At 42.7% G+C, this 14,599-nt stretch carries 13 protein-coding genes; 10 read left to right on the top strand and 3 right to left on the bottom strand.

Translation table 11 applies throughout. The features are described from left to right. Positions 1–28: 28 nt before the first annotated feature. On the bottom strand, positions 29–586 hold the full coding sequence (locus KJB35_RS15275) for a DUF3750 domain-containing protein (RefSeq protein WP_054574115.1): 558 nt from the start codon (positions 584–586) through the stop codon (positions 29–31). 479 nt (positions 587–1,065) lie between these two features. On the opposite strand from KJB35_RS15275, the gene KJB35_RS15270 reads away from it, so the two are divergent. From KJB35_RS15270 to KJB35_RS15250, 5 genes are all read left to right on the top strand, one after another. Continuing rightward, positions 1,066–1,428, top strand: coding sequence for a hypothetical protein (locus KJB35_RS15270; RefSeq protein ID WP_017634013.1), 363 nt, complete (start codon positions 1,066–1,068; stop codon positions 1,426–1,428). Positions 1,429–1,463: 35 nt separating this feature from the next. Continuing rightward, positions 1,464–1,928, top strand: a complete 465-nt coding sequence (locus KJB35_RS15265) for a GNAT family N-acetyltransferase (protein WP_053350583.1) — start codon at positions 1,464–1,466, stop codon at positions 1,926–1,928. 248 nt (positions 1,929–2,176) lie between these two features. Beyond that, complete coding sequence (locus KJB35_RS15260) at positions 2,177–3,595, top strand: DASS family sodium-coupled anion symporter (RefSeq protein WP_238843119.1); 1,419 nt, start codon at positions 2,177–2,179, stop codon at positions 3,593–3,595. A gap of 3 nt (positions 3,596–3,598) precedes the next feature. Next, positions 3,599–4,936 (top strand): sensor histidine kinase, encoded by a 1,338-nt coding sequence (locus tag KJB35_RS15255; protein ID WP_017820621.1) that lies wholly within the window; start codon positions 3,599–3,601, stop codon positions 4,934–4,936. Beyond that, positions 4,923–5,396, top strand: a complete 474-nt coding sequence (locus KJB35_RS15250) for a response regulator (RefSeq protein ID WP_005377744.1) — start codon at positions 4,923–4,925, stop codon at positions 5,394–5,396. Before KJB35_RS15255 ends, KJB35_RS15250 begins: the two co-directional genes overlap by 14 nt. 107 nt (positions 5,397–5,503) lie before the next feature. Here the strand turns inward: KJB35_RS15250 and KJB35_RS15245 are convergent, their stop codons facing one another. After that, positions 5,504–7,207: a bifunctional diguanylate cyclase/phosphodiesterase gene (locus tag KJB35_RS15245; protein ID WP_005377743.1), complete on the bottom strand. Its 1,704-nt coding sequence runs from the start codon at positions 7,205–7,207 to the stop codon at positions 5,504–5,506. A gap of 487 nt (positions 7,208–7,694) precedes the next feature. Here KJB35_RS15245 and KJB35_RS15240 point away from each other — a divergent pair, with 487 nt between their 5' ends. The 4 genes from KJB35_RS15240 (at position 7,695) to KJB35_RS15225 (ending at position 12,399) form a co-directional block, all read left to right on the top strand. Beyond that, the gene (locus KJB35_RS15240) at positions 7,695–8,912 is read left to right on the top strand and encodes an HD-GYP domain-containing protein (protein WP_193837400.1); all 1,218 of its coding nucleotides are present in this window, start codon (positions 7,695–7,697) and stop codon (positions 8,910–8,912) included. 202 nt (positions 8,913–9,114) lie between these two features. Continuing rightward, entirely contained in the window at positions 9,115–9,738 is a 624-nt protein-coding gene (locus tag KJB35_RS15235) for a LysE family translocator (protein WP_193837399.1), read from the top strand. A 212-nt stretch (positions 9,739–9,950) separates the two neighbouring features. Next, positions 9,951–11,495: a YjjI family glycine radical enzyme gene (locus KJB35_RS15230; RefSeq protein WP_213907939.1), complete on the top strand. Its 1,545-nt coding sequence runs from the start codon at positions 9,951–9,953 to the stop codon at positions 11,493–11,495. Between the two features lie 22 nt (positions 11,496–11,517). After that, a complete protein-coding gene (locus KJB35_RS15225) occupies positions 11,518–12,399 on the top strand; it encodes a YjjW family glycine radical enzyme activase (protein ID WP_021033867.1) in 882 nt (293 codons plus the stop codon). Between the two features lie 19 nt (positions 12,400–12,418). On the opposite strand, the gene KJB35_RS15220 is transcribed toward KJB35_RS15225, so the two are convergent. Beyond that, a complete protein-coding gene (locus tag KJB35_RS15220; protein ID WP_005377737.1) occupies positions 12,419–13,357 on the bottom strand; it encodes a LysR family transcriptional regulator in 939 nt (312 codons plus the stop codon). A gap of 411 nt (positions 13,358–13,768) precedes the next feature. Between KJB35_RS15220 and KJB35_RS15215 the strand changes: the two genes are divergently transcribed. Continuing rightward, positions 13,769–14,539, top strand: a complete 771-nt coding sequence (locus KJB35_RS15215) for a TerC family protein (RefSeq protein WP_017820626.1) — start codon at positions 13,769–13,771, stop codon at positions 14,537–14,539. Positions 14,540–14,599: the final 60 nt, after the last annotated feature.

Raw genomic sequence — 14,599 nt, 5'->3', positions numbered from 1 at the left:
AAAACGAGCCAGTGACTAACCTTTGCTGTTAATCGCTGGCGTAACCGCTACCAATTGCGCGAAACGGCAAGTTTAGCTCTAACTCTGGAATTTGTTTACCCACCCAAGCCGGAAATGTATTGCTATTTGGCCCTGGAAACAGCGTATATTCTTCAGCCCAAGGGTATTGGTTAATAACACTTTGTATTTTAGGGATAAGCTGGCGGGCCTTTTCACCTTGTATGGAGAGGATCTTTTCTGGTTTTGCACCATACCAATATCGATCTGGCGTCCCAGTTTGGTACTGATATAGAGCGGGTTGTCCGCGATTCACTCTCCAGCCGACTACTTCATACACTGTATATTCGTTCGCATTTTCAGGCTTTATTGCAAACCATGTATGAACAGCAAACCAGCCTCGCCAACCAAACGCATCTGCGGCGTAAAACTCAATCACAGCATGCTTAACATTAGAAGGGTCGGGTGCGATACCCGCAGGTTCTCTGCTAGCAGTACGCCAATCTCCTTGAGTGCATCCACCCAGCATAACCGCGATTGACATGAACCCAATTTTTACAAGGTGAGTAAAGTTGAGAAGGTCTTTCATTTATTGCTCCTAGACCAACCGATGTTGGTAACGCTCTACTGATTTTAGCTATAAAAACGTGGCAAGCCTGATTGTTGAAATCCTCTCCTTATTAAAAGAGAGAGGGAAGTTAGTGCCATAATTCCAGTTCATACGTAATAATAAGGTAAGCCGATTTGTAACATGTGGCATAGACGATGCCGTATTTCTCGAACGATTCGTCTAGTTGCGTATGAAAAAGTAAGAGGTTGTATGTATTCCTTACACGACCACATGCATTAAAAGCATTAAAAAACAGAGGCTTACAGTGGATTTTGACTAATTGAGTGAGTTTGGGACCCTCACATTGTCTCACATTTGCTTGTTTTGGGCGGAATTTTCATCGCTCATCTTTTTGCGCGTTTAGAGTCAGCGTTCAGCTATGGCACAATAGGCGCTCACAGAACAAGTGCTGTTTGGTCATGCAAATAGCAGAAAAATAACTAGAAATAGAATAATTAATGTTTAAATCAAAAAGTATACTCGCATTAAGCATGTTCGCATTTGGCTGTTTTGCCAATCAAGATAGCGAACCAACGTCCGTTGTGCTGAACTATGGTGATTCCTCCATCAGTACTGATATTCAAGCCAATCGAAAATTTCATGTTGTCCGAGACAATGAAAGTGAGCACGTAGAATTTTCCGGCGGAATCACAAAGGAGTATTCCGATTATATTGTGAATATTCATATCATAAGAAAAAGCAATATACGCAGATCAAGCCGTGAGCTGAATACTACCGTATTGATGAACAGTGATCAGATTGGGAAGCCTTTAGTGATTGGCATTGAAAATGATGAGTTCACTAGTATCACTTTGCGTTAATGCTTAGTATTTATTGAATAGGAATGAGGAAATTGATGCTCTCAATACGCTGTTATCGCACCGAGGATGCCCCAACACTGTGGGCACTCTTTTACCATACTGTGCGAATCATTAATCGTCGCGATTATACGGAATCACAAGTTTCCGCTTGGGCACCATCAGATTTTGACCTCGATGTGTGGCAACGAAAAATGGACGATATTCAACCATACGTCGCGGAGATAGAAGGGCAGGTCGTTGGCTATTGTGATTTGCAAGGTGACGGCTTGATTGATCATTTCTTTTGCCATCATGAATACCAAGGACAAGGTGTTGGTCGTGATTTGATGTCTTTTCTTTGTTCACAGGCGAAAGTACAGGGGATAAAACGACTGTATTCTGAAGTGAGTATTACCGCCCGACCTTTTTACGAGAAAATGGGTTTCACAGTTAAGTCTCGACAACGTGTTGAGGTTAGGGGAGAAACCTTAACTAACTTTATGATGGAAAAGTATATTTAACTTAAATAGTGAGCATTTAGTGAGCTTGAACACAGATATAAAATGTTTTCCAATGTGAAAACGAGTTCATTGATCTCGCACCAACGTTTTGTTTGAAAACAGTGTACATAATCTTCTCTGGAACGCCATTACCGCATTTCGTCTCTGAAGGCTTAAAAACAGTCTGAAAGTTTTGGTTTTGCGGCGGGTAATAGCGTTCCAAACGCCAAATGTGTCTGGCTAACCATCTCAGGAAGAGAAGTAGTACTATGCGCCCTTATCTCAAATACGTTGTTCCAACATTGATACCATTGCTTGTTTGGTTAATGCCTCTCTCTGCGTTCCCATTTGATGGCATTACTATCGTCCAGCAAAGAGTGATTGCAATCTTCTTGCTTGCCGCACTTTGCTGGGTATTCGAGCCAATTCCAATCTACGCCACTTCGGTTGTGATCATTGTCCTAGAGCTATTGCTTGTATCAAATAAAGGTATTGTGCTCTTTCGTTTGCAAGAAGGGCAGCCACATTTTGGTGAGCTATTACAATATAACGAGATAATGGCGACCTTCGCTAGTCCGATTATCATGCTCTTCCTCGGCGGTTTCTTTTTGGCTATGGCGGCGACAAAGTACAGGTTAGATGTCAACTTAGCCCGAGTGTTACTCAAACCATTTGGACAAAAACCAAAGTTCGTTATGCTGGGGTTGATGCTGATCACAGCTGTTTTTTCCATGTTTATGTCAAACACCGCAACAACAGCGATGATGTTGTCCATTTTAACCCCTGTGATAGCAGTTTTCGGGCCTAAAGACCCAGGTCGAATTGCATTCGCTTTGTGTATTCCTGTTGCGGCCAACATTGGTGGCATTGGTACTCCAATCGGCACGCCACCGAATGCCATCGCCCTAAAATATTTGGTTGGTGACAACTTAATTACGTTTGGTGAATGGATGGTATTTGGTGTGCCATTCGTTATTGTGATGATGGCGTTAGCCTGGTTTCTGATTGGCTTTTTGTATAAAGCCGAACAAACCACCATCGATCTGAACATTAAAAGCAAGTTTTTGAAAACACCCAAAGCAATAATGGTTTACGTCACCTTTGCCGGCACGATTATTCTTTGGTTGATGGGTTCTGCACATGGAATGAATTCTTACACAGTAGCATTAATTCCGGTCGCAGTGTTCTCTTTGACGGGCATCATCAACAAAGAAGACTTGAAGAAAATCTCTTGGGATGTGCTTTGGTTGGTGTCAGGCGGTATTGCTCTGGGCCTTGCTCTAGATAAAACCGGGCTTGCGAAGCTGGTGGTACACAGCATACCGTTTGATCAGTTCTCGCCATATGTTGTCTTGTTTGGTGCGGCTTTCTTGTGCTTGTTAATGGCAAACTTTATGTCGCATACAGCCACCGCAAACTTGCTGATGCCGATTATGGCTGCGCTGGGTACTTCTATGGCTTCGCTAACGCCTCTCGGCGCTGAAGTTACTCTAATCTTGGTCGTGACATTTGCCGCTTCACTCGGTATGTCGTTACCAATCAGTACGCCACCAAACGCGTTAGCTCATGCAACAGGGCATGTCGAGAGCGGCCAAATGGCTCGTATCGGTGCCGTGCTAGGCGTGATTGGCGTATTACTCAGTTTTGTGATGGTGTGGATTTTACATACTGTTGGGCATATTGGATAACCCATGTACGAAACGAAGTTAGACGCGTTAGTACAACGCTACTTTAATCACCTTGAACGCCGATTAACGGTTTTATCCGGGTCGGTGCTTATTGAGCAAGCAGGCTACAACGATCGCTTGTACTATGTGCTTTCGGGAGAGCTGGCGGGCTATTACGCGGAAGATGACAAGAAACCGATCCAGGTATTTTCTGCGTCTCAAGGTGCGTTTATTGGCGTACACAGTTTCTTTTCTGGTACGTGGACTGCCTCTTCGACAGTGATTGCTCAAACCGATGTTGAATTGGCTTGGATACAACGTGATACACCCGCCGTGGAAGAGGCGATATACGGACCATTGACGACACAATTTATGCCTGTGATGGTTAACGAATTATCTCGTCGTCAACGGCGCGCAATGCAAGAGGCATTGGCTAAAGAAAAAGCACTACAAAAGCTTCATACCGCAGAGCAAATGACAACGTTGGGGCAGCTTGCAGCGGGTATTGCTCATGAGTTGAACAATGCGATAGGCGTTGTAAGCAGTAAATCAGAACGGCTAGAGACAGTTATCATGGAACTGCTTGAAGAAGTTCATCCGGAAGCGAGTCAATTTTTTGATTTTGGTTTAATGCAAGGGCAGAAAGTCTCTTCTAGCGAAGCGAGAAAGCGGGGGCGCCACTTCGAAAAATACTACGGTTTAACCAAGGAGGTTGCTCGTGATCTTGCACGTGCCGTTCCAAATAATTTCCTTTCGGAACATTGGCTAAAAAGACCAGAAGAAGCGATACGTTTCTGGCAAATGGGACGAGATCTCCATGACTTACGCATTGCCTCTAAACATACCGTTGGCATTGTACGATCCGTAAAACAATTGGGGCGCACGGATATCGACTTGGATGAAGCGATTAACATCAATGATTCAATCAATCGCGCCTTGGCTCTATTGCAAAGTGACTTAAGACGAGTGAGTGTTCGTTTTAGCCCTGCGGATTTACCTGCTTTTATTGGTTCTCAAACCGAACTCGTCCAAGTTTGGGTAAATATATTAAAGAATGCGTGCGATGCACTTGGTGAAACGGAGAAACCCGGTATCGAAATACATACTCGGGAGAGTAAGGGTAAAATTTTGGTCACGATTGCTAACAACGGACCAGAAATTGATGAAGCGACACGTAGAAAAATTTTCCGGCCAAACTTCACCACTAAAAAGGGGGGATTGTCGTTTGGTTTAGGGTTAGGTCTGTCGATTGTGAAGCGCATTATCGCCGGATATAACGGTTCTATTGTAGTAAAGAGCGACAGTGAAAAAACGATTTTTAGAATCAAGTTACCAGTAGAGGGTGAACATGGAGAAGCTTAATGTAATTTGCGTTGATGACCAACGAGAGGTACTAAGCGCGGTTCTACAAGATTTAGAGCCGTTAAATCAGTGGTTGAATGTCGAAGACTGCGAATCAGCAGGTGAGGCTCTAGAACTGATGGATGAATTTGATGCAGAAGGCGAGATGATCGCATTGATTATTTCCGATCATGTGATGCCAGGTAAAACGGGAGTAGAGCTGCTGACCGATGTATCAAAGGACGGTCGTTTTGGCTTTACGAGGAAAGTGCTTCTTACCGGGCAAGCGACGCACACCGATACGATTAATGCGATCAACTCCGCAGGCATTGACCGCTACTTTGAAAAACCATGGCAAGCAAGCCAATTAATAGAGTGCGTTAGAAACCTGGTGACCCAATATATCTTTGATGTGGGCTTAGATTACACTCAGTATCACGAACATTTAGATCAGAGTGTGGTGTTTGAACGTCTACGTTAATCGGGGGACATTAAGCTTGTTTTCGTCACGGCCAGTTAGTGTCTGAAATCTATAGTGAATAGTTCAGCATGTTTAACGTGGCCGTGCGGAATATTGCTCTAGTATGCTTAACTCAACGAATAGCGGCTTGCACTGGCAACAGAAAGTGGCTTAGAGAACCAATAACCTTGCAGATAATCGACGCCCATTTCGGTAAAAAATTCACACATTTTGGCGTCTTCAATTCCCTCAATCACTACTTCAATATTATTTTCCTGGCACATAGTGATAAGAAACTTCAGATATTCTTGTGAAGAGCGGTTGGTTAGTGTTTTCCACGCCATCGACCTATCAATTTTGATTTGTGTCATCGGGAGGTCGAAGAAGCTATTTAATGAACTGTAACCAGATCCAAAGTCATCCAGAGAGAGTGCAAATCCTAGTTCCCTGAGGGTATTCAGAGGGGCAATGGCTGTCTGATTATTATCCAAAATAAACGTTTCTGTTAGTTCCAACACAATAGACTCAGGATCGACACCAACCTCATCCGCCATGGCTTTAATTCGCGCAGGGAATTCACTGTTCATTAACTGAAGTACAGAAACATTCACGTTGACGCGAACTTGGTTTTGGTAACGCTCACGGTAGTTTTTGATAAATTCACACGCTTTGGCAAAGACTTGATATCCGAGCTCGACAATCAAACCTTTGTTCTCTGCGACGGGGATGAATTCGTCTGGGTAAATTTCGCCAAACTCTTTGCTACGCCAGCGAACCAGAGATTCGAAGCTCACTACTTTTGAGCTTTTGGCGTCAATAATTGGCTGAAACTTAACGCTTAATGTCTGTTTTTCTAGTGCACTTTTTAGACCTTGTTCAATAAAGAAATAACGGTCTACGGCATGCTGAGTTTTCTCACTGTAAACCGCAACACGGTCTTTATTCTGCTCGCTTGCGTACTGACAAGTTCGTGCTGCTTTACGTAATATTTCCTCTGCTGAGTGACTTGGATCTATGCAAGGATACAAACCAATACTAATGTTACTTCCTAAGTATTGGCCCTCTTCAATCACTGCCTCGTGGTAGGTTTCCTTTAAACTTTCGGCATAACTTTGCAGCGTTTCTACCGAGCATTCATCGTGAATCAAAATCGCAAAGTCATCATCATGTACGCGATATACAGAACTATTTGGAGAAGGTAGGTGACTGAGAGTTTGTAGCAATTTTTCCACTAACCCATCGACCAACTCGCTGCCATATTGATTTAAGTAAGATTTAATCTCTTCTATCTGAATGTAACAGATAGATGCACAAGAATCGGTGGCTCGCACACTATCTTCAATATCCAGCAAGAGATGGGCGCGATTAGCCATACCTGACGCATTGTCATGAAATGCGACTTGATGAATGTAGCTTTCCATCAGCTTGCGTTCAGAAATATCACGGTGGCTACCAACCATATAATGACCATGTTCTGTTTCTTTGGTCATGGCTACGCCTTCAATCCAGACGTACTGTCCATTGGGTTTACGCACGCGGTAGGTCGTTGTGACCCTTGTGTTGTTGGTAATGATGTGAGCATCGACCCGAGTGGAGAGTCTTTCTCGATCGAGAGGGTGAACAAGGTCTAACCATTGCTCTAAGCTGATTCGACCAGCGTTGATACCAAGCTGCTCATAAAAGCCCTTGTTATAAAATACCATGGTGCCAAACTCATCCATGTAAAAGAGGCCTTCGTTAAATACATCGAAGATATGAATGAATCGTTCTTCGACGATTTTTAGGAACTCTCGGTCACTATCTGAGACTTGTTGGTCAAATATGGTGGTCAAGATATTTCCTCCTCGAGCCTTTTAGCATCAGAGATGAGTGTTGGGGTTGATAACATAGAGTTGATCTGCTGGCGTACATTACAATCACAAAAGTGTCAGTTCAAATTGTTTGGCTATCATTTTATGCGCTACTAGGTTAATAACATACTAAGATTAGGCGGCTAATCATCGACATTTATAAAAAATAGTCAACAGTAAAAATCATTTATAAAATACAGTTATTGATGCCGTCCGCAATCTATAAATATTTATGAATAATTATCCTAAAGTTATTTTCAGTTGTGTCGGTATCAATGTGCTGTTTTCTAACGTCATTTGTATATATGTTATCTTGGATAAAACCATAATAACAAAAAGGACTTAATGAGCGCGACCGATTATTAATTGACAGGATGCTCATTAATTGTAATCAATTCAAATTTATTATCACGCCAAGTAATCAAATCTCTTATAATGCGGACGTTAATATCGAGTAAGCCTTCTTTATATGCAGTACGATCCGAAAAATTCAATCAAAATTGCGCTCGCTGATATCGGCGTTGGTATGTTTGTTACCGCGATAGAGCACAACAAGCGCGTCAATTTAGCCAATGCAGGGCGGATATCTAGCCCTGAAGGCATTAAGAAGCTTGCTACAAGTGGCGTAAAGTATGTTTGGGTAGATCAAACATTATCTTCGCAGCAGTGTGTCTTCAAGCCTGTAGATGAATCAACTGATGCCACTAAAGAGACGAGAGAGCAGAAACACTCAGATTTTAAGAGGGGTCAACGAACTTATCGTTCGAGAGACATCCAACACAAGCGAGCCAAAAAGCTGATCGCCGAAGCAAAAGATTTGGCGCAGAAACTATTGAATCAAACTTTTGAAGGAAAAATCATTGAAGTTGATGAAGTAGAAGCTTGGGCTGACGATGTCATTGAAAGTGTTTTGATTGACTCAGATGCGTTGCAGTGTGTCTCTGCACTCCGAAAAAAAGACTCTTACTTATTGGAACACTCCGTCAATGTCGCTTGTCTTTTAGTGTCATTCGGTAAGTACTTGGGCTTGGATAAGCCAACGCTAAAACAGCTTGCTGTAGGTGGCATTATTCATGATGTAGGTAAAATTAAAGTCGATGATAAGATCTTGCACAAGCCAGCGAAGCTAACGCCTGAAGAATTTGAACATATGAAGCTACATCAAGTGTTCGCAGGTGAGATTATCCTTCACGTAAAAGGACTTAGTGACGTAAGCCGTGATGTTTGTTTGATGCACCACGAGAAGTTAGATGGCAATGGTTATCCTAGAGGCTTGAAGGGGGAGGAGATTCCAATTCACGGCCGTATGAGCTGTATCGTAGATATCTACGATGCGCTAACGGCTGATCGCTGTTACAAAAAAGGCATGAGTTCTGCCGAAGCGTTTAAAATCTTGTTGAGTCTAACGCCATTTCATTTAGACGCCGACTTAGTTTACAAATTCATTAATTGCATTGGGATGTACCCCGTAGGCTCTATTGTCGAGTTGAACGATGGGCGTGTTGGTATTGTTTGGTCTTCAAATGAATCTCAAGCATTAAAGCCAGAAGTGAAATGTTTCTACTCCCGCAAGTATAAACGATACACTGATGTCACGATGGTGGACTTAAAAACGAGTGCGTACAAAATTGAAAGAGCGATAGCGCCTTCATCGTTAGAGATCGATCCTAAGCCTTTTTATGATTAAGAGAAATAGATAAGCTTATACAACAGGCTTTACATCCTTGCATGTAGATCGTATTTTATTTGCATAACTATCTATTAATTTTTTCTAAGTTATTTAGATGCAAGATGGTTATTAAGACCTCGGCTTCATGGATAGAAACCGGGCGATAAAATAGTTCTATACACAATGGGCTATAAACCTCATTTTGCTGGAAGGGATGCCAATGCAAATAGATACATGGATTTTTTACACTCTTGCCATTCTCGTGCTCACAGCTTCACCAGGACCAAGCTCACTGTTGTGTTTAAGTAAAGGAGTGAGTAGTGGGTTTCGTATTGCTTTCATGACTGCGCTTGGCAGTTTATCTGCGATTACGATCGTCCTTACGCTCTCATTTACCGGGCTGGGAGTTGTCATTGCTTCATCTGAGTTAGTTTTTAATATTATCAAATGGTGTGGCGCCGCTTATTTAATCTGGTTAGGTATTCAAGCGTTGCGCTCATCTCAGACAGATTTTAATAAAACGGCAACGACTCAAAGTTCCGCGACAGCGTTCAGCGCGTTCACTAGTGGTTTCATTGTTGGCGCTAGTAACCCCAAAGCGATAGTCTTTTTCACCGCTTTGTTTCCTCAATTCATTGAACCTTCCGCACCGCTACTGGCTCAATACGCGATTTTCGCGTCTACATTTGTGGTTTTTGAGCTTAGCTGGCTAACATTTTATGCATTGTTAGGGGTAAAAGCCTCCGATTGGTTGTTTGTCGCTGGAAGGGCGAAGTTGTTCAATCGTTTGACTGGTGGAGTATTTATTGGTGCAGGCGTGATGTTGTCGACGGCAAACCGATAAATAAGACAGATTTCGGTACGCAGTTAGGTTTTCCCATATAGTAAGTTGGAATGCGCTAATTTAGCTTTGTCTTATTTCCAGAATGGAAATAGACGTTTTGTTTATTTTCATTAGTGGCAATAGTCAAGCAGGAGTAAAATCACGTTACTCTTTAGGGGTAGAGCTCGTATTTTGTCTTGTGGGCTTGTGGTTACTTTGTAGGAATATCTTAGATGACAAGCCTTTCTAAACTACAACAACGTTTTCTAGATATCGCGACCGACGTCCGTCTTTCTCCAAAACAGAAGTCGAGTTTTTTAGCGTTAGAGGCGGAATCGTACATTCCTTATATGACCGTATCTCCATCACTGAGACAAGCAATGGATGAAGGCATCATCTGCGATATGTTTGAAGGTCATGCACCGTTTAAACCTCGCTACGTGTTGCCTGATTACGCTAAATTTCTATCGCAAGGCTCAGACTATCTAGAGTTGTCTCCGGCTGATGATTTCGATGATGCGTTGAACATGCTGACCATCATTTACCATCATGTTCCTTCGGTAACGAACATTCCGGTTTACTTAGGTCAGTTAGATGATGTCTTGTTGCCTTACATAGGCGACCTAACAGAGAGCCAGATTTACAAAAAGTTAAAACATTTTTGGGTCATGCTGGATCGCACATTGCCAGATGCGTTTATGCATGTGAATGTCGGACCGACAGACAACATTATTTGTCGCACTGTTTTAAAAGTAGATGCGGAGCTCAAGCAGATCGCACCGAATCTCACCTTTATGTACGACGAGACAGTTACGCCTGATGACTTACTTCGTCAAGCGACACAGAACATTTGTGAATGCAGTAAACCGCATATCGCCAATTACCCAATGCACGCGAAAGCCTACAACGGCTCACGCTTTGGTATTGTAAGTTGCTACAACTCGCTTCCATTAGCAGGTGGCTCGAACACATTGGTGCGAATGAATTTAAAAGAAGTTGCAAAACGAGCATCAGACTGTAACGACTTCTTAAACAGTGCGTTGCCTTCTTACCATCGATTAATGGTCGAGCTCATAAACGCAAGAAGCACGCACTTGCATGAAAAATCGAACTTCTTTCAAGGCTTTTTGACGCAAGAAGGGTTGATAAAAGAGTCCTATTTCGCGCCAATGTATGGCGTTTACGGCATGGCCGAAGCGGTAAACCTTCTATTTGAAAAAGAAGGGCAAATAGGGCGATACGGAAAAAATGATCGAGCAAATACTTTTGCTCATGATATTTCAGCAACACTGGCTAAACTGGTGGACTCAACCCCGGTGAAATATGGTTTAGATGGCAAAGCGCTCTTACATGCACAAGGCGGCATTAGCTTAGATCATGATGTTACGCCAGGTGTACGTCTGCCTTATGGTGCAGAGCCAGACCCTGTCACTTATGTACAAGCAACGGCGAAGCATCATCAGTATTATCGTGCGGGTATCAGCGATATTTTGACGATTGATGAAACGGTGAAATCTAACCCAGAAGCGATGTTCAATTTATGTAAAGGGGCACTAAATGCTGGTTATCGTGAGTTTACCGCGAATGTCACTTCAAATGACTTAATTCGCGTGACAGGCTACATGATCAAACTTTCAGATGTCGCGAAATATGATAAAGAAGGTTCGAGAACCAACACGACGTTTCTAGGTGCAGAAGCAGCAAAAAATACCAAAATTTTAGAACGCTCGCCACGTGTGGTGAGTCATGAAGTAACACCGACTTACACGCAGGCATAAGTTCGGTTTAGGAAAGAACAAGATGTCTAGACGAAGTGGAAGCCTTTTGGCAAAAGTCACTCGTATCCTTCCTTTCTCTTGTGTTGATGGGCCAGGAAATCGTCTAGTCATCTTTCTACAGGGTTGTAACTATCAGTGTTTGAACTGCCACAATCCTCACACGATAAACCATTGTAATCATTGTGGTGAGTGTGTGAGTGAATGTTCAGCAGGCGCATTGAAGTTCGACGAAAACAACAACGTTGTTTGGCTTAAAGAGGAGTGCACCCACTGCGATCATTGTATAGAGATATGTCAGAACCAATCTAATCCAAAAATTACTGACTACTCTGTAGTAACAATGCTCGATTTGATACGCAAACATCGCTTTTTCATCAGTGGTGTTACTGTATCCGGTGGGGAATCTACCTTACAACTTCCTTTCATTATTGAGCTGTTTAAAGGGATAAAACAAGATCCTGAATTACGGCACCTCTCTTGTTTCATCGACAGTAACGGTTCTTTAGCGGTTGCTGGTTGGCAGCGTATTCTACCTTTTCTGGATGGCGCAATGATCGATTTGAAAGCGTGGCAGACGGAGACGCATCAGTGGCTAACTGGGCGTGATAATCATCGTGTATTTAAAACCCTTCAGTACCTTGTTGAGCACGAAAAATTGTACGAGGTCCGCTTACTGCATATTCCCCAAAAAAGTGATTTAGATATAGAAATCGTAGCAATTGGGCGTTACTTGAGTACTCTTCCTGAATCGGTGCTTATCCGTTTAAATGCCTTTCAGCATCACGGAGTAGTGGGGGAGGCGTTAACTTGGGATATGTGCTCTCATCATGATATCGAACGCTTAAAATCAGAGCTTCGATGCTACGTGAGTAACCCTATCACAGTGCCGACAGTACTCACGTAGTACCGTTGTTTATCTATGCTTACGCATCACAGGCATCTAACATGGCGCAGGCGTCGAGTAATTGTTGCTGTAACCATTTTAAAGCGGGATCGTTTAAGCTCGCTTTGTTCCAAACGAGGCTGTAGGCTACCTGTCCGTAATCGAATGGAAGAGCTTGTTCAACCAAACCTTTTGCTTGCATTGCCGCTCTTGCCCAAAGCTTGGAGCATGTGAACAAGTAATCCGAGTGCTGACACATCACCGCAGCTGAACCAAAGTCGGCTACACGCATGGCCAAGTTTCGCTTTGAATGCCTTTGGGTGAGATTTTGCTCAAAATAAGGTTGTGACAGATCTTTATCATGAATACCGATGTGTCTTGCACAAAGGTAACTTTCAACAGATAAGGGTTGCTCAGCGAGTGGGTTCGATGCTCTCATTAAGCAAACCATTTCGTCTTTCAAAATGGTTTTCCAGACCAAGTCTTTATTTTGTGTGGGTGGTTGGCTGAGATCGTGAGGAAGCAACAAAAAATCCACTTGACCTCTTGCTAATGCATCGAAGCTCATTTCCTCTTTCGCATGGACATTCAAGTGCGCGTGGTTGCTCAGTTGTTGGGACAAGTGCTGTAGAACTGGCGCAAAGAGCTCAAATGAACTTTCACGCATTGCTAATGAAAAACTACCTTGATAGTAAGCCGGATTGAAAGAGCCTTGATGTAATAATCCATTCATACTGGAGAGTATGCCATGGATTGATGGGCCTATATGCAGCGCAAATGCTGTCGGCACTAAGCGAGTGCCATCACGGTAAAAAAGGTCATCCTTTAGCGTTTCGCGCAACTGTCCGAGCGTTTTACTGACGCTCGATGGTGTTACACACAAGCGTTCTGCCGCAAGTGTGACGCTGTGAGTGGTTAACAACATATGTAAAACAGTTAGATGTTTAAGGCTTATACGCGAAAGAGCAATGTAGTCCATAAATAGCATGGTTTCTTATGATTTTTGGCAGTATATCAGCATGAAACAAATTTTTACTATTGTTTATCTCGGAAACACGCCTGTTTCTCTTTGAACTCAATGCATTTAATGGGTTGCATAAGGGTTGATGGTGCTTATAAGTCTAGAAATTTATCTTAGTTTTGTTGGACTTTAATGCTTTCATTTATTCAATTCTAAAGCTTCTATGTAATTTTAATCAATTTGGAGGAGTTGATTGATTTGTACACGAATTAAACTTGTTCCTTGTTAATTAAAATAGATATTGTTTTGTTGATTGTTTGGTGATTTACTCATGATCCCTCAGTAACAAAGGTATAAATAATTAATGGACGACCCCTTTAGTCGACAAAACCCTTCACCATATGTCTTCTTATTATTGGAGACATGCTCATGCTAGAACTTTTTATGCAACCAGAAGCTTGGGCTATTTTCGCCACTTTGTTTGCGCTTGAAGTTGTCTTAGGCGTTGATAACGTCGTTTTTATCTCTGTCTTATGTGAAAGACTGCCGCTGCACCAACGTAAGCTGGCAAGAAACCTTGGTATTGGTCTTGCTGTTATTGCTCGTATTGGTTTAGTGTTTTCAATCTCTTGGATCATGCAACTGACTCAACCGCTATTTTCTTTGGCGAACCATGCGTTTACCGGAAGAGACGTTATCATGATTGCGGGTGGTGCATTCCTCTTGGCTAAAAGCCTGAAAGAGTTGTGGAGTTGGTTAAATCACAACGAGTCGGCTCACTCAACTCACGCCCGTACTGGTTTAGCGGTAGTTCTGTTGCAGATTGTTGCCGTGGATGCTGTATTCTCGATGGACTCGGTGATAACCGCCGTTGGTTTGACAAGTGATGTCCCACTTATGGTCGCAGCGATTGTTTCTTCTGCTATCGTGATGGTCATGACAGCAGAAAAAATCAATAACCTGGTGTCGTGTTACCCTGGTTTTAAGACACTTGCTTTGTTATTCCTCGTTTTGTTAGGTGGTTTATTGATGGCAGAAGGCTTCGAAATTCATATCAACAAAGGTTATGTGTACTTTGCGATGGCATTCGGCTTAATTCTGGAACTTTGTCATATCCAGTTAAAAAACAAACAACGCCCGACTATTAAACGTCTTAGTCCGTTGCGAGTTCATCCAACGAGATTAGAAGCTCGTCAATAATAAAAGATATTGCCGCTCATATGAGCGGCATTTTTATATTCGTCATCACCTATTTTTAGT

It is taken from the genome of Vibrio sp. D431a, from assembly GCF_030248655.1.
Lineage (GTDB): Bacteria > Pseudomonadota > Gammaproteobacteria > Enterobacterales > Vibrionaceae > Vibrio > Vibrio alginolyticus.
The sequence above is the reverse complement of the archived record's forward strand: the minus strand, read 5'-3'. Positions and strand labels throughout refer to the sequence as shown.

What these genes read in the sequence shown, in the direction of transcription:
- KJB35_RS15225 (WP_021033867.1), top strand. Translation starts at nt 11,518, where the DNA reads ATGTCTAGACGAAGTGGAAGCCTTTTGGCAAAAGTCACTCGTATCCTT.
- KJB35_RS15220 (WP_005377737.1), bottom strand. Translation starts at nt 13,357, where the DNA reads ATGGACTACATTGCTCTTTCGCGTATAAGCCTTAAACATCTAACTGTT.
- KJB35_RS15270 (WP_017634013.1), top strand. Translation starts at nt 1,066, where the DNA reads ATGTTTAAATCAAAAAGTATACTCGCATTAAGCATGTTCGCATTTGGC.
- KJB35_RS15230 (WP_213907939.1), top strand. Translation starts at nt 9,951, where the DNA reads ATGACAAGCCTTTCTAAACTACAACAACGTTTTCTAGATATCGCGACC.
- KJB35_RS15260 (WP_238843119.1), top strand. Translation starts at nt 2,177, where the DNA reads ATGCGCCCTTATCTCAAATACGTTGTTCCAACATTGATACCATTGCTT.
- KJB35_RS15240 (WP_193837400.1), top strand. Translation starts at nt 7,695, where the DNA reads ATGCAGTACGATCCGAAAAATTCAATCAAAATTGCGCTCGCTGATATC.
- KJB35_RS15255 (WP_017820621.1), top strand. Translation starts at nt 3,599, where the DNA reads ATGTACGAAACGAAGTTAGACGCGTTAGTACAACGCTACTTTAATCAC.
- KJB35_RS15250 (WP_005377744.1), top strand. Translation starts at nt 4,923, where the DNA reads ATGGAGAAGCTTAATGTAATTTGCGTTGATGACCAACGAGAGGTACTA.
- KJB35_RS15275 (WP_054574115.1), bottom strand. Translation starts at nt 586, where the DNA reads ATGAAAGACCTTCTCAACTTTACTCACCTTGTAAAAATTGGGTTCATG.
- KJB35_RS15235 (WP_193837399.1), top strand. Translation starts at nt 9,115, where the DNA reads ATGCAAATAGATACATGGATTTTTTACACTCTTGCCATTCTCGTGCTC.
- KJB35_RS15215 (WP_017820626.1), top strand. Translation starts at nt 13,769, where the DNA reads ATGCTAGAACTTTTTATGCAACCAGAAGCTTGGGCTATTTTCGCCACT.
- KJB35_RS15265 (WP_053350583.1), top strand. Translation starts at nt 1,464, where the DNA reads ATGCTCTCAATACGCTGTTATCGCACCGAGGATGCCCCAACACTGTGG.